Here is a 22,964-nt window from a genome sequence, read left to right on the forward strand (position 1 = left end):
CCGAAGCAAGCTTAACGCCAACCGAACGCGATCAAGACGAGGCTATCGGTCCCGGGCGGTCCGACTGGGCCCCGCAGGTGTCGCAGACGGTCATGCCGCCGCGCTTGGTCAGCGAGAGGTCGCCGCAGGCCGGGCACATCTCGCCCTCGGCGCCGGGGCGATCCTGGCCTTCCACACGGCGGCGGCCGAACGAGGCGAAGACCAGGTTGTCATGCGCGGCTCCGCGCGAAAAACCTTTTGAAATGAACAGGCTGGCTGGCACTGGAGCAGGCTCGGCTTCGTCGAACTCGTCGCCCGGTCGACCCTTGCCCGCGCCCAGGCCGTCGGCGTTGAACTCGCCCGGATCGCCATTGGCCAGGTCGTCGCGTCCCAGGTACGACACGCCTAGCTCGCGGAAGACGTAGTCCAGGATCGAGGTCGCCGACTTGATCGAGTCGTTGCCGGTGACCGGACCCGCCGGTTCGAACTTCGTATAGACGAAGGCGTCGACGAACTCGTGCAGCGGCACGCCGTGCTGCAGGCCCAGCGACACGGCGATGGCGAAGTTGTTCATCAGGCTGCGGAAGGCCGCGCCTTCCTTGTGCATGTCGATGAACAGCTCGCCAAGCTCGCCGTCCTCGTACTCGCCGGTGTGCAGATAGACCTTGTGGCCGCCGACGGCCGCCTTCTGGATGTAGCCCTTGCGGCGATCGGGCAGGCGGCGGCGCGAGCGGTCGCGCTCGACGATCTTCTCGACCACCCGCTCGGTGACGACGGGTTCGCGGGCCATCTGTTCGCGAAGGGGCGAGGCGGCGCGCGGCGCTTCGGCGGCGGGCTCGTCGGGCAGGTCCAGCTTGAAGTCCGCCGGCGCGGCGGCGCGTTGCAGGCGCAGCGCTCGAATGCCCGAGCGGGCGGCGGCGGCCTGGGCGCGCACGGCGTCGGCCGGGCGGCTGTCGAAGGCCACGGAGATGGAGACCGCTGTCGGCAGGCAGGCGAAGGCTTCTACGGCGGCCAGCATGGCCAGGCGATCGGCGAGGGCCGGGGCCTCGACCGATTTGAAGGCCTCGCGCAGTTCGGGATTGAGCGCGTCGCAGTCGTTCAGCGAGCCGGCGCCCAGGGCGTGACGCTCGGCGGCGGCGATCTCGGTCGCCGAGAAGTCGGCGAAGGCCAGGGTGTCGAAGTCGCGGCGGGCCACGTCCTCGGCCGAGGCGCCCAGCACGTCACGCAGGAAGCCCGCGCCAATCACGGCCGGGGCGAAAGCGGCGCGCAGGCCGTGGTTCTCGCGAAGGGCGTGCTCGGCCTTCTCGATCTCGTGGGCGGTGAAGCCGCGGGCCTGCAGCATGGCGTGGTCGATGGCCGGGCTCTCGGCCAGCGAGCCGTGGCCCAGGGCGTGGCGGCGCGCGGCGTCCAGGTCGACGCCTTCGCTCGACAGCGCCTCGAAGGCGGCGGGGCTGAAGGTCGGGAGCAGGAAGCCGTCGGCGGTTTGGGCGACCGATACCGGGGACATGGCGCCTGCCGGACCGACCGGAGCGCCGCCGAGGCGTAGGGTGGCTTCGGCGTCCTCGAACGGACCGACCAGGGCGGCGGAGCGCAGGCCGTGCTTGCGGGCCAGGGCGTGGGCGGTGGCCAGGGCGGCGGCGGCCTCCGTGGCCAGGGCCGAGCGCAAGGCGGCGGCGCGGACCCGGCGCTCGGCCAGGGTCTTGAGCACGCTTTGCTTGTCCTGGGCGAAGGCGGCGTCCGGACCCATGACGGCGGCGGCCTCGGCGCTGGCCGACAGCGCGGTGCCCACCGCGAGGGCCCACAGGACGGCCGCGCCGTCGCGGCCTTCGGTGCTGGTCTGGGCCCAGCCCTGGCTGAGCAGGCAGTCGCCGACACCGGCCAGGCCCAGGCGGGCCGGGCGCTCGCCGCGCTCCAGCTCCAGGGCCGTGGCCCACAGGTGGCAGACATAGGTGAAGCGCTCGACGTCGAAGCCGTCGGCGTCGAGGAAGGCGCTGGCGTCGATGGCCGCGCCGATCTCGACGCCGCGCGCCAGGAGCTCCGCGTCGACCGGCGACAGGGCCAGGGTGAGGGCGCTGGTCTCCCAGCCGACCTGGGCGGCGAAGGCGGCGGCCTCGTTGCCCGCGGCCACGTCCTGACGCGACGCCGAGGTGACCATCGCCATCTCCGCCACGACCGGCGGCTCGGCCAGCGGCGTGCGCGGGGCGTCGGCCGTGGCGATGGCGTCGAGGATGGTGCGGTCGTCGGCGCCCAGTTCGCGGGCCTTGCGGGCGGCGCGGGCCAGGGCCGGGTTCTTGCGGACGTCGGCGCAGGCGCGCGGATCGCCGGAGCAGCGGCGGACCGCGTCGGCCACCTGGGCCAGGGCGGCGTCCAGCCGCGCCGAGGCCTGAGCGGCCAGGGCGCGGCCACGGCGACGGCCCAGGCTCTGTCTGACGATGCTTTGGAACTCGAACTCAGCGATCTCGGGCAAAAGGTCCAGACCCGCCTGGCCGCCGGTCGGCGTGGCGATCCCCGACAGCATGGTCGCCAGCAGGGCCTCGCGGAAGGCGCTGGCGTCGGCCTTGTCGCCGAACAGGCCGCGCGCCAGGCCGGCCTGCGCCACGCGTTCGGCGTAGCGGGCAGGGCCGCCGCCCAGGGCCGCCTTTGGCTCGATCTCGCCGGCCCAGTCCAGCCAGGCCTCGACTCGGGCGTCGCTCCACGCGCTGGGCGCCGAGACCACGACGATCTCGTCGGCGCGCTCGAGGTCGCGCCACTCCATCGCGGGAACACTTCCGGCGGCTTTGGCGGGGGTGCGCATGGGCGAGTTCCGGATCTGGTCGGCCAGTCTGATTGTCTTACCAAATTCCTAACGGCTGATTCCGTGCCGCCGGGATGCGCGTAAGGTCGCACCCCACGCTAGAACCTTGATCGCCGAGCCTCAATAGATGTTGCGGGTGTGGGGGCTCTAATCCACAAGATGTTGAAGTCGCGGCCGATGGCGCGACGCTGGACGCTGAGGGCGCGAAACCCTATAGTCCGGCCGCTTCGCCGTGCGTGTCGCGGTCTGCGAAGCCTTATAAATTCGGGTGCGAACGTAGTGCTGAAAGCGATCTTCACGTGGTGGAACGGCGCGACCATTGGTCAGCGTTTCCACATCGGCCGCCGCGGCCTGTTTGTCGGCAAGGACGATTACGGCAACAGCTACTTCGAAGCCCGCGACAACAGCGACAGCTATGACGCGCGCAAGCGCCGCTGGGTGATCTACAGCGGCTATGCCGAGGCCTCCAAGGTCCCGCCGGACTGGAGCGGCTGGCTGCACTACACCTTCGACGAGGTCCCGACCCAGACGCCGCTGAACCGCCGCGACTGGGAGAAGGATCACATCCCGAACCTGACCGGCACCGTGCACGCCTGGCGCCCGAAGGGGTCGCTGACCCGTGGCGGCGAGCGCGCGGCCGCGACCAGCGACTACGAAGCCTGGAAGCCGGAATAATCCCGATGGCCCGCCGGGCGTTGCTGGTCGCCACCGCTGCGGTCCTGTCCGGCCTGGCCGCGACGGGCGCCGCCGTGGCGCGCCAGAACAGCGCTCCGCAGGCCCAGACCCCGCCGGCCGCCGTCCAAGCCCCGGTCGCGCCGGCTCCGCGCCCGGTAGCGCCGGCGCCGACGCCGGGCGAGTTGCGTCCGGCTCAGCCGACCACGGTCTCGCCCGCGGTCGCCAATCCCGTTCCCCCGGCTTCACCGCCGCCCGCCGCGACGACCCCGCCGAAGGCCGCCGCGACGACCCCGGTCAAGCCGCCGGAGCCGGCCAAGCGCCAGCGCTACACGATCGCCATCCTGCAGGCCCTGGACAAGGTCACGACCGAGACCATGCGGTTCGAGGTCCCGGTCGGCCAGCCGATCCGCTACAAGACCCTGATCTTCACGGTCCGCGCCTGCGAGACGGCCGCCGCCGATGAGGTGGCCCCGGAAACGGCGGCCTATGTCGTGGTTGACACCCAGCCCAAGGCCCAGGCCGGACGCGCCGCGCCGCCCGGACGTCAGGTCTACAAGGGTTGGATGTACGCCAGCTCGCCGGGCCTGAACCCGCTGCAGCATCCGGTCTATGACGCCTGGCTGATCGCCTGCAAGCAGTCGATCCCGGTCGCGCCGCCCGCCAAGCCGTAGAAGTCGCCCTGGACCGCCAAGGCCTTGGCTAGCCGCCGGCGGTAGTCCGCGCGGCTGATCTCGACCGTGCCGAACTGCGTCAGGTGATCGGTCAGGAACTGGGTGTCCAGCAGCTGATAGCCGCCGGCCAACATCCGCGCCACCAGATGCACCAGCGCCACCTTGCTGGCGTCTCTCGCGGTCGAGAACATGCTCTCGCCGAAGAACGCCCCGCCCAGCGATACGCCATAGAGGCCGCCAACCATCTCGTCGCCCAGCCAGGTCTCGACGCTGTGGGCCAGGCCGCGCGCGTAGAGCTGGCCATAGAGGCGTTGGATGGGGTGGTTGATCCAGGTCTCGACCCGCCCGGGCCTTGAGGCCGCGCAGGCTTCGACGACCGTGTCGAAAGCCGTGTCGATCCGCACCTCGTACGGCCCGTTGCGGACCGTGCGGGCCAGGCGCTTGGGAATATGAAAGTCCCCGAGCGGCAGGACGCCCCGCCGCTCGGGATCGATCAGGAAGAGGCTTTCGTCCTCGCGGGCGTCCGCCATGGGGAAGACGCCGCGCGCGTAGCAGGCGATCAGATCGTCGACCGTGAAGGCGTCGTCCATCGCTGTTCGGGACCTACGCCTCTTGCGCTTTGATCCAGCGTTCCAGCCAGTGGATGTCGTAGTCGCCGGCCAGGATGTCGGGCTGAACCAGAAGGTCCTGGAACAGCGGGATCGTGGTCTCGATGCCGCCGACGACCATCTCGCCCAGGCAGCGCTTCAGGCGCGCGATGCACTCGGCGCGGTCCCGGCCGTGCACGATCAGCTTGCCGATCAGGCTGTCGTAGTAGGGCGGGATCGCATAGCCGGTGTAGATCGCCGAATCCAGGCGAACGCCCAGGCCGCCCGGGGCGTGGAAGTCGGTGATCACGCCCGGCGAGGGCGTGAAGGTCCGCGCGTTCTCGGCGTTGATCCGGCACTCGATCGCGTGGCCCTCGAAGACGACGTCTTCCTGGGTGAACGACAGCGGCAGGCCGGCGGCGATGCGGATCTGCTCGCGCACCAGGTCGATGCCGGTGATGGCCTCGGTGACCGGGTGCTCGACCTGCAGGCGGGTGTTCATCTCGATGAAGAAGAACTCGTCGTTCTCCCACAGGAACTCGATGGTCCCGACGCCCAGGTAGCCGATGGCCTTGACGGCGTCGACGACCACCTTGCCGATCTTGGCGCGGCCTTCGGCGGACAGGGCGGGCGAGGGGGCTTCTTCCAGCACCTTCTGGTGGCGGCGCTGCAGCGAGCAGTCGCGTTCGCCCAGGTGCACCACGTTGCCATGGCTGTCGGCGATGACCTGCAGCTCGATGTGGCGCGGCTTCTGAAGGTAGCGCTCCATATAGACCGTGTCGTCGCCGAACGCGGCGCGGGCCTCGGCGCGAGCCGTCGAGACCGCTTCGGCCAGGTCTTCACGCGTCTGGGCGACCTTCATGCCGCGACCGCCGCCGCCGGAGGCGGCCTTGATCAGCACCGGGAAGCCGATCTCGTCGGCGGCCGCGAAGGCCTCTTCCTCGGTCGAGACGCCGCCGTTAGAGCCGGGGACGACCGGGATGCCGGCGTCCTTCACGGCCTGCTTGGCGGTGATCTTGTCGCCCATCATCCGGATGTGCTCGGGCTTCGGGCCGATGAAGGTGAAGCCGTGCGCGCCGACGATCTCGGCGAAGCGGGCGTTCTCCGACAGGAAGCCATAGCCCGGGTGGATCGCCTGGGCGCCGGTAATCTCGGCCGCGGCGATGATCGACGGGATGTTCAGGTAGCTCTTGGCGGCCGGCGCGGGGCCGATGCAGACGCTTTCGTCCGCCAGGCGCACCCACATCGAGTTGCGGTCGGCCTCGGAGTGGACGGCCACGGTGGCGATGCCCATTTCCTTGCAGGCGCGGTGAACCCGGAGCGCGATCTCGCCCCGGTTCGCGATGAGAATCTTGTCGAACATGAGCGTTACTCGATGACGACGAGAGGCTCGCCGAACTCGACGGGCTGGGCGTCGGCGACCAGGATTTCGACGACCTTGCCGGCCTTCGTCGCCGCGATCGGGTTCATGGTCTTCATGGCTTCGACGATCAACAGCGTCTGGCCGGCCGAAACGGTGTCGCCAACCTTCACGAAGGCGTCCGCGCCCGGTTGGGGCGACAGATAGACCGTGCCGACCATCGGCGACTTCACGGCGTCGCCACGGGCGGCGGCCGGAGCCGGAGCTGCCTCGACGGCGGCGGGCGCGGCGGGCGCGGCGGCGGCGACCGGAGCCGGGGCATAGGCCGGAGCCGCGGCCTGGACGTAGTTGACCGGGGCCGCGGTCAGTTCACGGGCCACGCGGATCTTCAGGCCGGCGTGCTCGACCTCGATCTCCGTGAGGCCCGTGTCCTTCAGGATGTCCGCGATCTTGCGGACCAGACGGGCGTCGATGGCCGGAGCTTCGACCGGATCGGCGGGGGCCTTGGGGTTCGACATGGAAGCTTACCTTGTTCTCTTGAGCGCCTCGGCGGCGGAAAAACGCCGGGCGTTATCGTTGTTAAACGCGGATCAGGCCGAAAGCAGCCTCGATCGCCAGTTCATAACTCGCCGCGCCGAAGCCGGAGACGATCCCGGTCGCGGCCAGCGAAACGAAGGTGTGGCGGCGGAATTCCTCCCTCGCCGCCGGGTTGGACAGGTGGCACTCGATCACCGGAATGCTCAAGGCCTTGAGCGCATCCAGAAGCGCGATCGAGGTGTGGCCGTAGCCGGCCGGATTGATGATCAGCGCCGAAGCCGACTCACGCGCCTCGTGCACCCAATCGATCAGCACACCCTCATGGTTGGACTGGCGGAAGACCACCTCGACGCCACGCGAAGCCGCCCGCGCCTCACAGCGCGTACGGACATCCGCGAGCGTGTCCTTGCCGTAAATCTCAGGCTCGCGGGTCCCCAACAGGTTGAGGTTGGGTCCGCTCAGCACGTGGATCGGTTTTACCATGCGGCTCCGCCGTCGATTCCGAGGGTCTTGTATAGCCGGTTCCGCCGGGTCACAAGCACGGCTCGCTTCGGAGGTGAGATGAGGCTTTTACTGAACGGGGAAGAGCGGGACGTGGCCGACGTCGTCACGATCGCCGATCTGGTGGGCGCCCTGGGCCTGGACGCCCGCAAGGTGGCGGTCGAGCGCAACCTCGAGATCGCGCCGCGCTCGACCTATGCCGGCACGGAACTGGTCGAGGGCGACCGCATCGAGATCGTGACGTTTATCGGCGGCGGTTGATCCTCCGCATTTGAAACGCCGGCTTCCCGGGCGTAAACCAGCCGCATGAACGCGCATGTTTCCCCCGACACCGTCTCGACGCCTCAGGTTTCTGGGGACACCGAAGAAACCTGGACCGTCGCCGGCCGCACCTTCCGCTCGCGCCTGATCGTCGGTACGGGCAAGTACAAGGACTATGCGACCAACGCCGCCGCCGCTCGCGCGGCCGGGGCCGAGATCGTCACCGTGGCCGTGCGCCGCGTGAACCTGACGGACCCGACGCAGCCGCTGCTGGTCGACTACGTCAAGCCCAGCGAATTCACCTATCTGCCCAACACGGCGGGCTGCTTCACCGGCGAGGACGCGGTGCGCACCCTCCGCCTGGCGCGCGAGGCCGGCGGGTGGGACCTGGTCAAGCTGGAGGTCCTGAGCGACCCCAAGACCCTGTTCCCGGACATGGAAGAGACCCTGCGCTCGCTGAAGCTGCTGGTCGCAGACGGCTTCCAGGTGATGGTCTATTGCTCCGACGATCCGGTCTATGCCCGCAAGCTTGAGGAGGCCGGCGCCGTGGCGATCATGCCGCTGGGCGCGCCGATCGGCTCGGGGCTGGGCATCCAGAATCGCGTGAACCTGCGGATCATCGTCGAGAACGCCGGCGTGCCCGTGCTGGTCGACGCCGGTGTCGGCACGGCCTCGGACGCCGCCATCGGCATGGAGCTGGGCTGCGACGCCATCCTGATGAACACCGCCATCGCCGAGGCCAAGGACCCGATCCGCATGGCCAAGGCCATGAAGCACGCGGTCATCGCCGGGCGTGAGGCGTATCTGGCCGGCCGGATGCAGAAGCGCCTGTACGCGGACCCGAGCTCGCCGCTGGGCGGGCTGATCTGACCTCGGACGCTGAAAACCTCGCCCTTCGACAAGCTCAGGGTGAGGTTTTCAAATGATGCGCGGGTGAAGTCGCCCTCATCCTGAGCTTGTCGAAGGACGAGGGCGTCTCCTCAGCCCGCCTTCGCCTTGGCCGCGCGTGTCTGGTCGATCGCCAGCTTCAGCGCGTTGATGTCCGCGCCGGGGACCAGGGTGTCGCCGACGATGAAGGCCGGGGTGCCCGACAGTTGCAGGGTCTTGGCCAGGGTGTCGGTGTCGGCCAGGTGCTGGGTGACGGCCTCGCTCTCGCCGGCGGCCTTGGCCCTGGTCATGTCGATGCCAAGACCGGCGGCGATCCGTAGGGCGGCGGCGGCGTCCAGGGCGTTCTCGGCCATCAGCGCCTTGTAGAGTTCCAGGCTCTTGCCCTGGTCCTTGGCGCCCAGCGCCAGGCGGGCGGCGGCCTCGCTGTCGTGGCCGAAGATCACGAAGTCCTTCAGCACCAGGCGGACGTCGGGGTTCTTCTGGACCAGCTCGACGATCTCGGGCGCGGCGTGACGGCAATAGCCGCAGCGATAGTCGAAGAACTCAGTGACGGTGATCGAGCCGTTCGGGTTGATGACGATGTCGCGCGGGTCGCGCTCGATGGCCTGACGGTACTGGCCGATGGCCTTCTGGGCCGAGGCGCTTTGCTGCGCGGCCTGCTTCTCCTGAAGCTTCTGACTGGCCTCCATCAGCACCTCGGGGTGCTCCAGCAGATAGGCGCGGACCTTTTCACCGAACGCCTTGTCGGGCTTGGCCGGGCCGCAGCCCGCGAGAACCATGCCGGTGACGGCCAGGGGGAGGGCGAGGGTCGCGACGCGACGAAGCAGGGTCATGAAGATCTCGAACGTGGAAGAGGAGGCGGCCTATAGGCCGAGGTTGGCCTAGTGGCTAAGGCTGGATTGCGCCACGCTGTCCTTGGCCAGGTCTTTCAGGTCCTGGTTGGACGGGCGTGAGGCCAAGATGATGTCGGTGGCGCGGCGCCAGTCGGGGGTGTTCTTGCCCAGGAGTTCACGGGCCCGCATGGCGAAGACCTTGGCCTCGCGCACGGCGCCCATAGAATAGTACTGCTCGGCCGTGGCCAGGCGCGCCTCGCCGTCCTTCTTCTGAGTGTCGTAGGCCTGGGCCAGCAGGCGCCAGGTCACCGAGTTGTCGGGGTCGTTCAGCAGGCTGCGCTTCAGCTCCTGGACGCCTTCCTCGATCTTCTTGGGATCGTTCAGATTGATCAGGGTCTGGCCCAGATTGACCCGCAGCAGGGCCGCGTCGGGCTTCAGCTGCACCGACTTGCGCTGCGGCTCCTCGGCCAGGGCCACCCGGTTGAACTCGAACAGGATCTGGCCCTTCAGCTCCCACAGATAGGGATTGTCGGGGTGGTCGGCGATCAAAGGCTCCAACAGCTGCAGGGCCCGGTCGGGCTCCTTCATCTGGTAATAGGCGATGGCGCGGGCGTAGCGAGCCGGAAAGCCGGTGTCGCTCTCCTTGTACTTCATCAAGGCGATCTGCGGGTTCAGGAACCCTTCCAGCTTGGCCTTCATAATCTCGTGCTGGGCCAGGTCTTCAGGCGTGTCGACGGCGCTGTAGTGCGGCTGGCGCTCGACGCGGCTGCGCAGCACCTCGATCCGTTCGGACGACAGGGGGTGGCTGCGGAAATATTCGTAGCGGCGGGCCTGATCGAAGACTTCCTGGTAGCGGAAGTTGTCGAAGAACTCGACGAGACCCCGGCCCGACTGGCCTGTCGCCTCCAGGAAGCCGGCGCCGGCCTGGTCGGCGCGTGATTCCTGCTCGCGGCTGTACCCGAGAGCGCCCAGCGCGCCAGCGTACTGGGCGTTGCCCAGCAGCACGGCCGCGCCGTCGGCGGATCCGGCCAGGGCGGCGAGGACGCCCAGGCCCATGGTCAGGATCATGGGCTTCAGACCCGCGCGGGTCATCTCGCCCGACCGGATCGGGTGGCCGCCGGCCAGGTGTCCGGTTTCGTGGGCGATGACGCCGCGCAGCTGGTTTGGATTTTCGGTCTGCAGAATCAGGCCGGTGTTCAGGCCCATCTGCAGGCCCTGGGTCGCGAAGGCGTTCAGCGACTTGTCGCCGACGATCAGGATGCGCACGGTCCTGGGATCCAGGCCCGCCGCCGCATAGATCGGGTCGGCGTCGTGGTGGAGGATCTCCTCGATCTCGGTGTCCCGGATCAGGGAGGGGCCGTCGTCCTGGGCCAGGGCGGCCTGGGGGACGCCGGACGCGAGCACCGCCAGCGCGGACAAAGCCACGCCGAGTCGCCTCCCAGCTTGCCCGCTACGCGAGGTCATTGAGTGATCTCCAGATCGCGCCCCCGCGAACTACGACCAGTCTAACTTGGAAGTCGGAGGCGAGGGAACAAGGGTCTCGCTTCGGCTTCGCGACGATTTAGGCCCGCGCATCTTTCGATGCGCGGGCCGCCATCAGGTCAGCCTACCGGCGCCACCAGCCCTTGCGGGGCTTTTCGGGCGGGGTGGTGATCTCGTTCGGATCCGGTTCGGCGGGAGCGGCCGGGGCCGTTTCCACCACCGGTTCCGGCGGCGCCTCCACGGCCGGCTCGGGCGCGGTCTCGACGACCGGCTCGGGGGCCGGCGCTTGAACCGGTTCGGGAGTCGGTTCCGGCGGGACCACGGCGACGCTTTCGGTCACGGTTTCGGCGACAGCCTCGACCGCCGTTTCGGGAGCGGCTTCCGGCGCGGCCTCTTCGGCGACGGCCTTCTTGCTCCGCGAACGGGCGCGCTTGGGCTTCTTCGGCGCTTCCTCGGCCTCGGGCAACTCGACCCAGACGTCGGACGGCGGCCCGGAGATCACCGGCGGCGCCAGGATCGGCGTTTCGTAGGGCTCGGCCGGTTCAGCGGGGCTGATCGCGTCGATGGCGGCGGTCGCTTCGGCCGAAGCCTCGACCAGGGGAGCCTCGTCACGGTTGCGGCGACCACGGTCACGGCCACGACGGCCGCGTTCGCGGGCCGGGCGTTCCTCACGCTCGGCGCGTTCCGGACGTTCGGTGGTTTCTTCACGCTCGGCGCGGGCTTCCGGCGCCGGGCGGCGCGGTTCGCTATTGCCGCCGACCAGAGCCGCCGGGTCGTGCCAGGTGAAGACGTTCTCGCCGAACGGGACGCGCGGACGGATCCAGACGAAGGCGTCGGCCGGACGATCGCCGTCCTCGCGACCGCCACGACGGCCGCCACGGCGACCACGACGGCGACGGCGGCGGGCACCGTCATCGTCATCGCCGAACTCGGCGCGGTCTTCGGCGTCGCCTTCGAGCTCGTCTTCGTCGCCTTCGGCCTCGGCTTCGGCCGGAGCCTCGCCTTCGGTCTCGCGTTCGTCACGACGACCCCGACCGCGACCGCGATCGCGGCGGCCACGGCGGCCCTTGCGGTCGCCGCGATCGTCTTCGCGGGCCTGCTTGCGGGCCGCGGCGTCGTCGTCGTCGGTATCCTCGCGCTCGAGGCTGTCTTCGTCCTCGTCGTCGATGATTTCGTCTTCTTCTTCGTCCTCGTCCTCGAAGGCCGCGGGATCGAAGTCGTCGTCTTCGTCGACATAGGGAGCGGGGGCGATGGCGATGCGCTCACCCAGTTCGGTGCGCTCGATCTCCTGGTCGCCGGCGTGCAGGCTGTCATCGACCACGACAGTGATGTGCAGGCCGTGCGTCTCCTGCAGGCGCTGCAGATAGGCGCGCTTTTCGTTGAGGATATACAGGCCGACCGAACGCGAGACCTTCAGGATCACCGCGCCGCTGCCCTTCAGGGCCTCGACCTCGACCGCGCGCAGGGCCGCCAGGGCGCTGGACTCGACCGAGCGGACGCGGCCGGTGCCTTCGCAGTGTTCGCAGACATGGGTCGTGCCTTCCAGGACGCCGGTGCGGCGACGCTGGCGGCTGATCTCCATCAGGCCAAAGCCCGAGATCTTGCCCATCTGGATGCGGGCGCGGTCGTCCTTGAGCGCGTCCTTGAGGACCTTCTCGACCGTGCGGTTGTTCTTGCCTTCATCCATGTCGATGAAGTCGATGACGATCAGGCCGGCCAGGTCGCGCAGACGCAGCTGGCGAGCGGCTTCCTCGGCGGCCTCGACATTGGTCTTGAGGGCCGTGGCCTCGATATTGCGCTCGCGCGTGGCCTTGCCCGAGTTGACGTCGATGGCGACCAGGGCCTCGGTCTGGTTGATCACCAGATAGCCGCCCGAACGCAGCGGCACGACCGGCGAATAGATCTGGGCCAGATGGTCCTCGATCTTGTGCTTGACGAACAGCGGGGTCGGGTCGCGGTAGTTGAAGACCTTCTTGGCTTGGCTTGGCATCAGCATGCGCATGAAGTCGCGCGCTTCTTTATAGCCGGCGTCGCCCTCGACCCAGATGCCCTCCAGGTCCTTGTCGTACATGTCGCGGATGGCGCGTTTGACGAGGTCTTCTTCCTCGTAGATCAGCGCCGGCGCGACCGAGTGCAGCGTGTTGTCGCGGATGTTTTCCCACAGGCGCAGCAGATATTCGTAGTCGCGCTTGACCTCGGCCTTGGTGCGCTTGGCGCCGGCCGTGCGGACGATCAGGCCCATGCCCTGCGGCACGTCCAGGCTGTTGACCACGCTCTTCAGGCGGCGGCGGTCCGACACCGCGGTGATCTTGCGGCTGATGCCGCCGCCCCGGGCGGTGTTGGGCATCAGGACGCCGTAGCGGCCGGCCAGCGACAGGTAGGTGGTCAGGGCCGCGCCCTTATTGCCGCGCTCTTCCTTGACGACCTGGACCAGCATGATCTGCCGGCGGCGGATAACTTCCTGGATCTTGTACTTGCGCATCAGTCGGCGCTTGCGACGCGCCAGCTCTTCTTCGACGTCATCATCGTCGTCGTCGACCGCGTGGCCGCCGTTGACGTCGTCCTCGTCGTCGCCGCCCGAGGCGCGACGCGAGACCGGGGTGTCGTCATCGTCGTCGCCCGAGTCGTCACGCATCAGCGCTTCACGGTCGGCGACCGGGATCTGGTAATAGTCCGGGTGGATTTCGTTGAACGCCAGGAAACCGTGGCGGTTACCGCCGTACTCGATGAACGCGGCCTGGAGGCTGGGTTCAACGCGGGTCACCTTGGCGAGGTAGATATTTCCGCGAAGCTGTTTGCGAGTCTGGCTTTCGAAATCGAACTCTTCAACCCGGGTTCCGTCCACGACGACCACACGCGTCTCTTCGGCGTGTGCTGCGTCGATCAGCATCTTCTTCGACATTAAGGAAGTCTCCACGGCGCGCGGCGGGCGCGAGGCCCGGTCGCCGTTCTGAATGAAGGGCGCGCGCGTCGCCGACCGTCGCACCGTCAGCGCGGTTGCGAAGGGTCGGGTGCCAAAGGCGGTCGGGTGCGGCGCAGCCCATTGGGGGTTTCGTTTTTCCCTACCGCGCCTGAAGCGCGGACTGGATGGTTTGCCTGTCGCGTCACGAATGGCGCGAGGAGGTGGTGTTGTCGCGCCGGATGGCGCGGATCGGATGGCGCGTCGTCGCCAAAAAGGCGTTTGAGCCCGACGCGAGCCCTAGATCCGGCGTCTCGGTAGGCTTCTCGCCCGCCAGATCGGCCGTCTCTCGAACACTATCTAGTCTGCCGCCTCCGCGCCGGAAGAGGTTCAGGACCACTTTCGAGGCTCGGGCGGCCCGCACGGAGTCGTGACGATCACGGCATTCGCGCACCACGGGACTGTAGCCACATCGACGCACAAAAGAAAAGCTTTCGACGGATGATCTGGACTTAACCCTTTGGCTACCGCCCCGGGAGATATTGACGTTCAGTTCACCAGTTTCGGATTACGCGGGCGGGAATGCGTAAGTTTCTTATCAGTTTGGCCCGCATGGGCTGGGTCAGGGCGGCCCTGATTGTCGGGGGCCTCACGGTCGCCGGCGTCGCCGTGGCCACCGCCCAGGGTCCCGCCGCGCCCGCCGGCGTGCAGAAGGTCCGCTTCGGCGGCGACCGCAACGAGACCCGCGTCGTCATCGACCTGGACCGCGCCGCGGCCGGCAAGCTGATTTCCGACGGCATGAGCGACCAGCGCCTGGTCATGGCCCTGCCGAATGTCCTGGTGTCGGGCGACCTTCAAGGGTCCGGCCAGGGCCTGGTCAAGCGCTGGGTGATCGACGAGGCCGCCGGCGGCGCCCGTCTGCGCCTGGACCTGACCGGCAAGGCCGAGGTCCGCCGCCGCTTCCTGCTGCCGCCGGGCGATGGCGCCACCGCCTATCGTTATGTCATCGACCTGAAGGCCGTGGACGCCGCGCCCTTGGTCACCGCCCCGCCGGCGCAGCGCCTGACCTTCGCCAGCGCGCCGGTCAAGGCCGCGCCGTTGCGCCTGAAGAAGGTGATCGTCATCGACGCCGGCCACGGCGGCAAGGATCCGGGCTCGCTGGGCGCCAACGTGTTCGAAAAGGACGTCACCCTGGCCGCGGCCAAGGCGCTGAAGGCCCGCCTGGAGCGCACCGGCCGCTTCCAGGTCGTGCTGACCCGCGAGACCGACACCTTCATCCCGCTGGAAGGCCGCGTGCAGATCGCCCGCCGCGCCGACGCCGATCTCTTTATTTCTCTTCACGCCGACTCGGGTCCCGACGTCAGCACGCGCGGCGCTTCGGTCTACACCGTGTCGGACAAGGGCTCCGAGCGCGTCGGCCTCGTCCTCGACAAGGACGACTGGCTGATGAAGGCCAACCTGCCGGGGCGCGACCGCGCCGTCAGCCAGATCCTGCTGGACCTGTCGCAGCGCGCCACCAAGAATCGCTCGGCCGCCTTCGCCCAGCTGCTGCTGGCCAGCGTTGGCGAGGAAACCACCCTGCTGCGCCGCAGCCACCGCGACGCCGGCTTTATAGTGCTGCTGGCGCCGGACGTGCCGGCCGTGCTCCTGGAGATGGGCTTCATCACCAATCCGGAAGACGAAGCTTTCCTGACCACCAAGGCCAGCCGCAACCGCCTGGTCGACGCGGTCGGCGACTCCATCGAGGCCTATTTCTCGGCGGGTCTGCGCAAGTCCTGATATTCCGAAGCGGGGAGCGGCTTTCCCTTTTGCCTGTCGCCCTCTAATCACAGGGGTGATCGTTCGTGCTTCGCCTCGCGAGGTGCGACCGCAAAACCGCTTACGGTTCGGCGCCAAGCGATCTAGTGAAGTGTGTGCGGCAGGCGAGGGGGCCTGCCTCGACGGAGGTCGCGTGGATCTGAAACCCACCGAACGATGGATGGCCATCGCGGGCGTGGCGGTGCTTTCGGCCATCGCGGTCGCGGGTTTCGCGATCGCGATTTATGCCGCCTGGCTGTTCCACGACATGCCCGACGCCGGCGAGTTGCAGGACTATCGTCCGCCGACGGCGACGCGCGTCTATGCCTGGGACGGCACCCTGATCGGCGAGTACAGCAAAGAACGCCGGATCTTCATCCCCTACGACCAGATCCCGCCGCAGCTGGCTCAGGCCTTCCTGGCGGCCGAGGATCGCAACTTCTTCCAGCACGGCGGCGTCGACGTCTCGGGTCTCTCGCGCGCCATGCTCAAGAACGTTGGCAACGTCGTTCGCGGCAAACGCCTAGAGGGCGGCTCGACCATCACCCAGCAGGTCGCCAAGAACGTTCTGCTGACGAGCGACGCCACGGTTGGTCGCAAGTTCAAGGAAGCGATCCTGGCCCACCGCCTGGAGCAGTCGCTGACCAAGCAGCAGATCCTCGAGCTTTATCTGAACGAGATTTGGCTGGGCTATCGCTCGTTCGGCGTCGGCGCGGCCGCCTACAACTATTTCGGCAAGTCGCTGCCTGACCTGACTCTGGCCGAATGCGCCTTCCTGGCCTCGCTGCCCAAGGGACCGGACAACTACCATCCGATCCGCAACAAGGCCAAGGCCATGACCCGGCGCAACTGGGTGCTGGGCCAGATGGCCGAGCAGGGCTGGGTGTCGAAGGCCGAGGCCCAGAAGGCCATGGCCGAGGATCTGGTGGTCCAGGCCGCGCCCAAGCGCGCCGCCTATCGCGACGCCGACTACTTCGTCGAGGAAGTGCGCCAGCGCGGCGTGGCGACGCTGGGCCCACGCCTCAACGAGGGCGGCTACTACATGCGCACCACGCTGGATCCGCGCCTGCAGACGGCCGCGCGCTCGGCCCTGATGGACGGCCTGGAGAAGTACGATCGCCGCCACGGCTGGCGCGGAGCCTGGGGTCATGTCGAATCGACGGATCTGGCCTGGGAAAAGACCGCCCTGGCCAAGGCCCCGCCGGCGGAGCGCGGCAAGTGGCGTCAGGCCCTGGTCACCTCCAACGACGGGCGCGTCCGTCTCGTCAAGGACGAGGGTGAAGGCCAGATCGTCGGCGAGGACCTCACCTGGGCCAAGAACGGCAAGGGCCTGAAGGCTGGCGATCTGGTGTTCGTCGAGAAGACCGACGCCGGCTATCGCCTGCGCCAGGTTCCCGCGGTCAACGGCGCCCTGGTCGCCATGGAGCCCTATACGGGCCGGATCGTGGCGCTGGTCGGCGGCTACAGCTACTCGCTGTCGAACTTCAACCGCGCCACCCAGGCGATGCGCCAGCCGGGCTCGTCGTTCAAGCCGTTCGTCTACGCCACGGCGCTGGAGAACGGCTACACGCCGGCCAGCGTGGTCGTCGACAGCGCCATCACCTTCAAGGGCGCGAACGGCCAGGACTGGAGCCCGGAGAACTACCACAAGGAGTTCTACGGGGCGCAACCACTACGCAAGGGCCTGGAGCTGTCGATCAACGCCATGACCGTGCGTCTGGCCCAGGGCGTCGGCATGAAGAAGGTCGTCGACTTCGCCCAGCGCGCCGGCGTGACCAAGAGCATGGATCCGGTCCTGGCGATGGCCCTGGGGGCGGGCGAAACGACGCCTTTCAAGCTGACGGCCGCCTATGCCGCCTTCGTCAATGGCGGTCGCCGCGTCGATCCGCACCTGATCGAACTGGTGCAGGATCGCGAGGGCAAGGTCATCTTCCGGGCCGACAAGCGCGACTGCGAGCGCTGCGACGCCGGCTTCAACGGCGATGAGAGCCCGCGTTTCGCCGCGCCGGGAGACCAGATCATGGACCCGGTCACCGCCTATCAGATCACCTCGATGCTGCAGGGCGTGGTGCAGCGTGGCACCGCAGCGGCCGTCAGCTCCCTGGGGCGTCCGCTGGCGGGCAAGACCGGCACGACCAACGAGTACCGCAGCGCCTGGTTCGTCGGCTATTCGCCGAACCTGGTGGTGGGGATCTTCGTCGGCTTCGACGACAACCGCTCGCTGGGCGAGGGCGAGACGGGCGCGGTCGACGCGGTGCCCGTGTTCATGGACTTCATGAAGGTGGCGCTGGACGGTCAGCCGGTCGTCGACTTCAAGCCGCCCAAGAACGCCAAGTTCGCCATGGTGCGCGGCGTCCGCGAGGCCTTCCGCCCGGGCACCGAGCCCAAGGTGGAGGTCGCGCCCACCGGACCGATCCCGTACGAGCAGATCTCGCCAGGCCTGCCGCAGCCGGTCCAGCAGGCCCCTCAGCCGGGCAAGCCGCCGCCGCAGAAGGTCGATCCTCTCAGTGGGCTCTATTAGGGCGGGCTCTACGAACTCTCATTGCGCGGGAGCGCGACGCGCGTTAGAGCCTGCCCGGTTCAGATTTTTCGATCTGAACCGGATCAGCGGGCTCTAGACTCGAAAGTTGGAGCGCGCCCGGGCGGGTTGACCGCGCACACTTAACCCTGGCGCGCTCTGCTCCCGCGCCCTTCAACACTGTCACGGAGTAACGTGATGCGACCGGATGTCGAGGCCGCCGCGGCTGACATCGAGCAGTCCATTGGACTGCTCAGGAGGCGTCTTTGACTGGGATGTCGCCCTCCGAAAGCTCGATGAGCTGAACGCCCGGGTCGAAGACCCGACCCTCTGGGATCGCCCGACCGAGGCCCAGGCCGTCTCGCGCGAGCGCGCCGCCCTGGCCGCCAAGGTCGAGGCCGTGCAAGGCATCGAGCGCGACGTCAAGGACGCGCTGGAATATGCCGAGCTGGCCGACATGGAGTCCGACGAGGATTCCCTGAACGACGCCCGCGCCCAGCTGAAAGCCATCAAGGAACGCGCCGGCCGCGCCGAACTCGAGGCCCTGCTCTCGGGTGAGGCCGATGGCAACGACGCCTATATCGAAATCAACTCCGGGGCCGGGGGCACCGAGTCGTGCGACTGGGCCGGCATCCTGCTGCGCATGTACACGCGCTGGGCCAACGCCCACGGCATGACGACAGAACTGATCGAAGAGACCGACGGCGACCAAGCCGGCATCAAGTCCGCGACCTTGCTGGTCAAGGGGCAGAACGCCTATGGCTGGCTGAAGACCGAGGCTGGCGTGCACCGTCTGGTGCGCATCAGCCCCTACGACAGCAGCGCCCGCCGCCACACCTCGTTCGCCTCGGCCTGGGTCTATCCCGTGGTCGACGACACGATCGAGATCGAGATCAACCCGGCGGACGTGCGCACCGACACCTACCGCGCCTCCGGCGCCGGCGGTCAGCACATCAACAAGACCGACTCGGCCGTGCGTCTGACGCACATCCCGACCGGCATCGCCGTGGCCTGCCAGGCCGGGCGCTCGCAGCACCAGAACCGCGAAGAAGCGTGGAAGATGCTGCGCGCCCGTCTCTACGAGGCCGAGCTGCAACGGCGTGAAGCCGCCCAGCAGGCGCTGGAAGACCAGAAGACCGACATCGGCTGGGGTCACCAGATCCGCAGCTACGTCCTGCAGCCCTACCAGATGGTCAAGGACCTGCGGACCAATGTCGAGACCTCCGACACCGCCGGCGTCCTCGACGGCGACCTTGACGCCTTCATGGGCGCCTCGCTGGCCCAGCGCGTCGGCGCCACGCGCGACGCGGTCGAGGGTTAGAGACAGACCGGCCCGAAATACGAAAAACGCCCCGGAGCGATCCGGGGCGTTCTTGTATCTGAAGCCTATATCGAAGGGCTGAAGCCTCAGCCTGCGGCGGGCTTGGCCTGGGCGATGGCCAGCTGCTCAGGCTGCGGCGCCGGCTGGGCGGCCGGAGCGGGGCGCTGGAACTTCAGGCTGCGGCCCTGGAAGAAGGCTCCGGTTTCCATGGCCAGCTGCTCGTGGGTGATGTCGCCATCGACGTACGAGGTGCCGTAGAGGCGGACCTGCTTGGAGGTGATCGCGCCGACCACGCGGCCGCGCACTTCCACGGCCTCGGCGTAGACGCCGCCTTCGACATGGCCGGTCTCGCCGACGGTCAGGCGGCCGACGCGGACGTCGCCCTTGACCACGCCGTCGATCTGCAGCTCGCCTTCGCCGGTGACGCAGCCCTCGATCGTCAGGTCGGCCGACAGCAAGGACGCCACCTTCGGCGGTCCGCGACGGGCCGGGTCGACAGGGGCGGCCGCCATGGGAGTCGGCAGGGGTTCGATGCGAGCCGGGGTCTTGGAGCTCGACTTAGCTTGCTTGCTGAACATACTCACCAGCCTTCAAGAAGCGATTGGGATTCTGGGCCTTACCATTGACCCAGACTTCGTAGTGGAGATGCGGACCGGTCGAGCGGCCGGTCGAGCCCATGGCCGCGATGCGCGAGCCGATGGTGACGCGCTCGCCGACGCGGACGCCGATCGTGGCCAGGTGGGCGTAGCGGGTCTTGAAGCCGCCGCCGTGGTCGATCTCGACCGTATTGCCGTAGCCCGAGCGGACGCCCGTGAACGAGACGACGCCCGGAGCCGTGGCCATGATCGGGGTGTAGTAGGCGCCGGGGAAATCCAGGCCCGAGTGGAAGGCGGGCCTGTGCGTGAACGGGTCGAAGCGGACGCCGTAGCTGGACGACAGGGCCGGGTTTCCGGTCGGGCGGTAGAAGGGCAGCTTCTTGGCGGCCGCGCCCAGCGAGCGCATGTCCGACATGTCGTTGGCCGCGTGCTGGATGCGGCTGGCGAAATCCTCGTCGACGTCGAGGACGGCCGCGAGGGCGCGCGGATCCTTGGCCTCGATCAGCGGGCCGCCCAGCGATACGCCGCGGCCGGTGAAGTTGCCGGCGTCCAGGCCCGCCATCCTCATGGCCAGGCGCAGGCGCTCGGCGCGGCTCTTGGCGAAGCTTTCGGCGGCGTCGATCAGGCGCTCCTGGTCCATCCGGGTGGCCTGGATGCGCTGAACGGGGCTGGCGGCCAGCAGGCGCGGCTTGGCGACGGTCAGGGCCTGGGCGGCGCCGGGCACGCCCTTGAAGTCGGAAACGAGGAGGGCGAGGGCGGCGTGGCGCTTCTCGACCGAAGCGGCCAGATCTTCGAGCGAGCCGTTGGTGGCCGACAGCTGGGCCACGGCGCTGTTCAGGCGGGCCTGGCGATCGGCGTTGAGGCGCTCGTAATAGGCCTTCTGGCGAATGACTTGTTGGTCGGTCGAGCTGACCGCCAGGGCGTTGACCGCCATCGAGGCAGTGCAGACGCCCATCCACAGCGCGGTGACGGCGACGACGGACGCGCCCAGCAGCTGCTTGTTGGTGGAAAAGACGTAGCCGCGCATCTCGCCGCCGGAGCGGATATAGATGTGGCGTTCGGGAAATAGGGCTTCGAGAGAGTGCCGCAGTCGCTTAAAGCGCTTGATCGCCATCGCCCAAGAAACCCCCCGTTTCAGGTCTGGGGGATATGCTATGAGAAAGCGGAAACGCGCAAGACCGTTCGCGCCCTAAGTGAGCGCGAGTCGCAAAATATAATCTTGCGCTACGTTCCTTAACGATTTCTGACCGCGACGGCCACGTTCACGGTGGCGCTTGCGCGAAAAGGTCACAGGGAGCGGCGCCGATACAACACGTCGGCGACCAACCGGTTCCCCTGAGAGACGAAAAGCCAGGCGAAATTCTACTTGATGGCCTTGGCGGCGGTCATCACGGCCTTGATGTGGCCGGGGACCTTTACCTTGCGCCAGACCTCGCGGACGACGCCCTCGCGGTCAATGAGGAAGGTCGAGCGATCGATGCCCATGTACTTGCGGCCGTACATGCTCTTCTCGACCCAGGCGCCATAGGCCTCGACCACGTCGCCCAGAGGGTCGGCGGCCAGGTCGATGGTCAGGTCATGCTTCTTGCGAAACTTGGCGTGCGAGGCGACGCTGTCCTTGGACACGCCGACGATGACCGCGCCCAGCTTCTGGAATTCCTCGACTTCCGACGAGAACTGCAGGGCCTCGGACGTGCAGCCGGCCGTGTCGTCCTTGGGATAGAAGTACAGAACGACGTTCTTGCCCTTGAAACCGGCCAGGCTGACGCGGCCGGTGTCGGTCGGCAGGTCGAAATCGGGGGCCTTGTCGCCGGGCTGCAGCATCGAACGCGTCTCCAGGTAGAAAGGGGGGAGCCCCGGCCCTTGGCTACGCCAGGGCCGGGACACGGATCAACCCATAACTAAACAGGCTTCACCAACACGATCTTCTTCTTGCCAGCCGCCAGCTTGACCACGCCCTCGACGAGGTCCGCCGAGGTGATCACCCGGTCCGCGCTAGCCTCGGCCTTGTCGTTGACCTTGAGGCCGCCGCCCTGGGCCAGACGACGGGCCTCGCCGCGCGAGCCGGCCAGACCGGCGTCGGTGAACAGGACCGCCAGCACGATGCCCGCATCCAGTTCGGCCGCCGGGACTTCGAAGGTCGGCAGGTCGGCCGAGAGCGCGCCCTGCTCGAACGCCTTCTCGGCGGCGTCGCGGGCCTTGCGAGCTTCCTCGTCGCCGTGGGCCATGCGGGTGGCCTCGTCCGCCAGCACCTTCTTGGCGTCGTTGATCTGGGCGCCTTCGAGGGCTTCCAGCTCGGCGATCTTGTCCAGCGGGAGGTCGGTGAACAGCTTCAGGAACCGGCCAACATCGGCGTCTTCCGTGTTCCGCCAGAACTGCCAGTAGTCGTAAGGGCTCAGCTGCTCGGCGTTCAGCCACACAGCGCCGGCCATGGTCTTGCCCATCTTGGCGCCCGAGGCGGTGGCCAAAAGCGGCGTCGTGAGGCCGAAGGCGGCCTTCTGGTCGACGCGGCGCGTCAGCTCCACCCCGTTCAGTATGTTGCCCCACTGGTCCGAGCCGCCCATCTGCAGAACGCAATTGTACTTGCGGTTCAGCTCCAGGAAGTCGGTGGCCTGCATCAGCATGTAGTTGAATTCGAGGAAGGTCATGGGCTGCTCGCGCTCGAGCCGCAGCTTCACCGAATCGAAAGCCAGCATCCGGTTGACCGTGAAGTGCACGCCGTAGTCGCGCAGGAACTGCACGTAGCCGAATTTGCTCAGCCACTCGTCGTTGTCGACCATGATGGCGTCGGTCGGGCCGTCGCCGAAGATCAGGAACTTGGCGAAGACCCGCTTGATGCCGGCGATGTTGGCGGCGATGTCGGCGTCCGACAGCAGCTTGCGGCTCTCGTCCTTGCCGGTGGGGTCGCCGACCTTGGTCGTGCCGCCGCCCATCAGGACGATCGGCTTGTGGCCGGCCTGCTGCAAGCGGCGCAACATCATGATCTGGATCAGGCTGCCGACGTGCAGGCTGGGCGCGGTGGCGTCGAAGCCGATGTAGGCGGTGACGATCCCGCCGGCGGCCGCTGCGTCCAGTTCATCCGGATGGGTGATCTGATGGATGTAGCCACGCGCCTCCAGGGTTCGCAGGAACTCCGACTTGAAGGGCGACGCGGCGGACATGGCTCGACTCTCTATTCTGGGCGTGGCGCCGTCTAGCACGGCGAGGTCGGCCAAATCGAGGGAATGTGAGGGTTTCATTGCAAACTCCAGGCGGGGAGCCGGAG

General features: G+C 68.1%; 20 protein-coding genes. 7 read left to right on the plus strand and 13 right to left on the minus strand.

The features are described 5' to 3' along the window. Positions 1–31 precede the first annotated feature (31 nt). Complete coding sequence (locus tag ACW175_RS11285) at positions 32–2,773, minus strand: TSCPD domain-containing protein (protein ID WP_492104555.1); 2,742 nt, start codon at positions 2,771–2,773, stop codon at positions 32–34. A 279-nt stretch (positions 2,774–3,052) separates the two neighbouring features. On the opposite strand from ACW175_RS11285, the gene ACW175_RS11290 reads away from it, so the two are divergent. Further along, positions 3,053–3,448: an NADH:ubiquinone oxidoreductase subunit NDUFA12 gene (locus ACW175_RS11290; RefSeq protein WP_492104556.1), complete on the plus strand. Its 396-nt coding sequence runs from the start codon at positions 3,053–3,055 to the stop codon at positions 3,446–3,448. Positions 3,449–3,453: 5 nt separating this feature from the next. Next, on the plus strand, positions 3,454–4,119 hold the full coding sequence (locus tag ACW175_RS11295) for a DUF2155 domain-containing protein (RefSeq protein WP_492104557.1): 666 nt from the start codon (positions 3,454–3,456) through the stop codon (positions 4,117–4,119). Here ACW175_RS11295 and aat read toward each other — a convergent pair. The 4 genes from aat to aroQ form a co-directional block, all read right to left on the minus strand. Beyond that, the gene (gene aat / locus ACW175_RS11300; protein ID WP_492104558.1) at positions 4,056–4,709 is read right to left on the minus strand and encodes a leucyl/phenylalanyl-tRNA--protein transferase; all 654 of its coding nucleotides are present in this window, start codon (positions 4,707–4,709) and stop codon (positions 4,056–4,058) included. The genes ACW175_RS11295 and aat overlap by 64 nt on opposite strands. A gap of 13 nt (positions 4,710–4,722) precedes the next feature. Beyond that, positions 4,723–6,069, minus strand: a complete 1,347-nt coding sequence (gene accC / locus ACW175_RS11305; protein WP_492104559.1) for an acetyl-CoA carboxylase biotin carboxylase subunit — start codon at positions 6,067–6,069, stop codon at positions 4,723–4,725. A 5-nt stretch (positions 6,070–6,074) separates the two neighbouring features. Continuing rightward, positions 6,075–6,584 carry an acetyl-CoA carboxylase biotin carboxyl carrier protein gene (gene accB, locus ACW175_RS11310; RefSeq protein ID WP_492104560.1) on the minus strand — a complete coding sequence of 170 codons (510 nt, stop codon included), beginning with the start codon at positions 6,582–6,584 and terminating at the stop codon, positions 6,075–6,077. A gap of 61 nt (positions 6,585–6,645) precedes the next feature. Then, the gene (aroQ, locus tag ACW175_RS11315) at positions 6,646–7,086 is read right to left on the minus strand and encodes a type II 3-dehydroquinate dehydratase (RefSeq protein WP_492104561.1); all 441 of its coding nucleotides are present in this window, start codon (positions 7,084–7,086) and stop codon (positions 6,646–6,648) included. 78 nt (positions 7,087–7,164) lie between these two features. Here aroQ and thiS point away from each other — a divergent pair, with 78 nt between their 5' ends. After that, the gene (gene thiS / locus ACW175_RS11320) at positions 7,165–7,365 is read left to right on the plus strand and encodes a sulfur carrier protein ThiS (RefSeq protein WP_492104562.1); all 201 of its coding nucleotides are present in this window, start codon (positions 7,165–7,167) and stop codon (positions 7,363–7,365) included. Between the two features lie 45 nt (positions 7,366–7,410). Then, complete coding sequence (locus ACW175_RS11325) at positions 7,411–8,235, plus strand: thiazole synthase (RefSeq protein ID WP_492104563.1); 825 nt, start codon at positions 7,411–7,413, stop codon at positions 8,233–8,235. A 110-nt stretch (positions 8,236–8,345) separates the two neighbouring features. On the opposite strand, the gene ACW175_RS11330 is transcribed toward ACW175_RS11325, so the two are convergent. The 4 genes from ACW175_RS11330 to ACW175_RS11345 all read right to left on the minus strand — a co-directional run bounded on the left by ACW175_RS11330 (position 8,346) and on the right by ACW175_RS11345 (position 13,612). Then, entirely contained in the window at positions 8,346–9,086 is a 741-nt protein-coding gene (locus ACW175_RS11330; RefSeq protein ID WP_492104564.1) for a DsbA family protein, read from the minus strand. 48 nt (positions 9,087–9,134) lie between these two features. Beyond that, a complete protein-coding gene (locus tag ACW175_RS11335; RefSeq protein ID WP_492104565.1) occupies positions 9,135–10,550 on the minus strand; it encodes a M48 family metalloprotease in 1,416 nt (471 codons plus the stop codon). Between the two features lie 142 nt (positions 10,551–10,692). Further along, a complete protein-coding gene (locus ACW175_RS11340; protein ID WP_492104566.1) occupies positions 10,693–13,470 on the minus strand; it encodes an Rne/Rng family ribonuclease in 2,778 nt (925 codons plus the stop codon). Beyond that, a complete protein-coding gene (locus tag ACW175_RS11345; protein WP_099577706.1) occupies positions 13,394–13,612 on the minus strand; it encodes a hypothetical protein in 219 nt (72 codons plus the stop codon). Before ACW175_RS11345 ends, ACW175_RS11340 begins: the two co-directional genes overlap by 77 nt. A 437-nt stretch (positions 13,613–14,049) precedes the next feature. Here ACW175_RS11345 and ACW175_RS11350 point away from each other — a divergent pair, with 437 nt between their 5' ends. The 3 genes from ACW175_RS11350 to prfB all read left to right on the plus strand — a co-directional run bounded on the left by ACW175_RS11350 (position 14,050) and on the right by prfB (position 19,103). Further along, complete coding sequence (locus ACW175_RS11350; protein ID WP_492104567.1) at positions 14,050–15,246, plus strand: N-acetylmuramoyl-L-alanine amidase family protein; 1,197 nt, start codon at positions 14,050–14,052, stop codon at positions 15,244–15,246. A 172-nt stretch (positions 15,247–15,418) separates the two neighbouring features. Beyond that, complete coding sequence (locus ACW175_RS11355; RefSeq protein WP_492104568.1) at positions 15,419–17,785, plus strand: penicillin-binding protein 1A; 2,367 nt, start codon at positions 15,419–15,421, stop codon at positions 17,783–17,785. 195 nt (positions 17,786–17,980) lie between these two features. Then, positions 17,981–19,103, plus strand: a protein-coding gene (gene prfB, locus ACW175_RS11360) for a peptide chain release factor 2 (protein WP_492104569.1) whose coding sequence is annotated in 2 segments (ribosomal slippage) — positions 17,981–18,049 and positions 18,051–19,103 — 1,122 coding nt in all. Because the reading frame shifts where the segments join, the coding sequence is not laid out codon by codon here. A gap of 86 nt (positions 19,104–19,189) precedes the next feature. Here the strand turns inward: prfB and ACW175_RS11365 are convergent. The 4 genes from ACW175_RS11365 to tyrS all read right to left on the minus strand — a co-directional run bounded on the left by ACW175_RS11365 (position 19,190) and on the right by tyrS (position 22,938). Then, positions 19,190–19,681 carry a bactofilin family protein gene (locus ACW175_RS11365; RefSeq protein WP_492104570.1) on the minus strand — a complete coding sequence of 164 codons (492 nt, stop codon included), beginning with the start codon at positions 19,679–19,681 and terminating at the stop codon, positions 19,190–19,192. Beyond that, positions 19,662–20,813: a M23 family metallopeptidase gene (locus ACW175_RS11370; protein WP_492104571.1), complete on the minus strand. Its 1,152-nt coding sequence runs from the start codon at positions 20,811–20,813 to the stop codon at positions 19,662–19,664. Before ACW175_RS11370 ends, ACW175_RS11365 begins: the two co-directional genes overlap by 20 nt. A gap of 248 nt (positions 20,814–21,061) precedes the next feature. Then, positions 21,062–21,523 (minus strand): peroxiredoxin, encoded by a 462-nt coding sequence (locus tag ACW175_RS11375; RefSeq protein ID WP_492104572.1) that lies wholly within the window; start codon positions 21,521–21,523, stop codon positions 21,062–21,064. Positions 21,524–21,600: 77 nt separating this feature from the next. Then, the gene (gene tyrS / locus ACW175_RS11380) at positions 21,601–22,938 is read right to left on the minus strand and encodes a tyrosine--tRNA ligase (protein ID WP_492104573.1); all 1,338 of its coding nucleotides are present in this window, start codon (positions 22,936–22,938) and stop codon (positions 21,601–21,603) included. Between the last annotated feature and the right edge of the window lie 26 nt (positions 22,939–22,964).

This window comes from Caulobacter sp. FV1ye6ST, assembly GCF_058681225.1.

What these genes read in the sequence shown, in the direction of transcription:
- ACW175_RS11285 (WP_492104555.1), bottom strand. Translation starts at nt 2,773, where the DNA reads ATGCGCACCCCCGCCAAAGCCGCCGGAAGTGTTCCCGCGATGGAGTGG.
- ACW175_RS11295 (WP_492104557.1), top strand. Translation starts at nt 3,454, where the DNA reads ATGGCCCGCCGGGCGTTGCTGGTCGCCACCGCTGCGGTCCTGTCCGGC.
- aat (WP_492104558.1), bottom strand. Translation starts at nt 4,709, where the DNA reads ATGGACGACGCCTTCACGGTCGACGATCTGATCGCCTGCTACGCGCGC.
- accC (WP_492104559.1), bottom strand. Translation starts at nt 6,069, where the DNA reads ATGTTCGACAAGATTCTCATCGCGAACCGGGGCGAGATCGCGCTCCGG.
- accB (WP_492104560.1), bottom strand. Translation starts at nt 6,584, where the DNA reads ATGTCGAACCCCAAGGCCCCCGCCGATCCGGTCGAAGCTCCGGCCATC.
- aroQ (WP_492104561.1), bottom strand. Translation starts at nt 7,086, where the DNA reads ATGGTAAAACCGATCCACGTGCTGAGCGGACCCAACCTCAACCTGTTG.
- thiS (WP_492104562.1), top strand. Translation starts at nt 7,165, where the DNA reads ATGAGGCTTTTACTGAACGGGGAAGAGCGGGACGTGGCCGACGTCGTC.
- ACW175_RS11325 (WP_492104563.1), top strand. Translation starts at nt 7,411, where the DNA reads ATGAACGCGCATGTTTCCCCCGACACCGTCTCGACGCCTCAGGTTTCT.
- ACW175_RS11330 (WP_492104564.1), bottom strand. Translation starts at nt 9,086, where the DNA reads ATGACCCTGCTTCGTCGCGTCGCGACCCTCGCCCTCCCCCTGGCCGTC.
- ACW175_RS11335 (WP_492104565.1), bottom strand. Translation starts at nt 10,550, where the DNA reads ATGACCTCGCGTAGCGGGCAAGCTGGGAGGCGACTCGGCGTGGCTTTG.
- ACW175_RS11340 (WP_492104566.1), bottom strand. Translation starts at nt 13,470, where the DNA reads ATGTCGAAGAAGATGCTGATCGACGCAGCACACGCCGAAGAGACGCGT.
- ACW175_RS11345 (WP_099577706.1), bottom strand. Translation starts at nt 13,612, where the DNA reads ATGGGCTGCGCCGCACCCGACCGCCTTTGGCACCCGACCCTTCGCAAC.
- ACW175_RS11350 (WP_492104567.1), top strand. Translation starts at nt 14,050, where the DNA reads ATGCGTAAGTTTCTTATCAGTTTGGCCCGCATGGGCTGGGTCAGGGCG.
- ACW175_RS11365 (WP_492104570.1), bottom strand. Translation starts at nt 19,681, where the DNA reads ATGTTCAGCAAGCAAGCTAAGTCGAGCTCCAAGACCCCGGCTCGCATC.
- ACW175_RS11370 (WP_492104571.1), bottom strand. Translation starts at nt 20,813, where the DNA reads ATGGCGATCAAGCGCTTTAAGCGACTGCGGCACTCTCTCGAAGCCCTA.
- ACW175_RS11375 (WP_492104572.1), bottom strand. Translation starts at nt 21,523, where the DNA reads ATGCTGCAGCCCGGCGACAAGGCCCCCGATTTCGACCTGCCGACCGAC.
- tyrS (WP_492104573.1), bottom strand. Translation starts at nt 22,938, where the DNA reads ATGAAACCCTCACATTCCCTCGATTTGGCCGACCTCGCCGTGCTAGAC.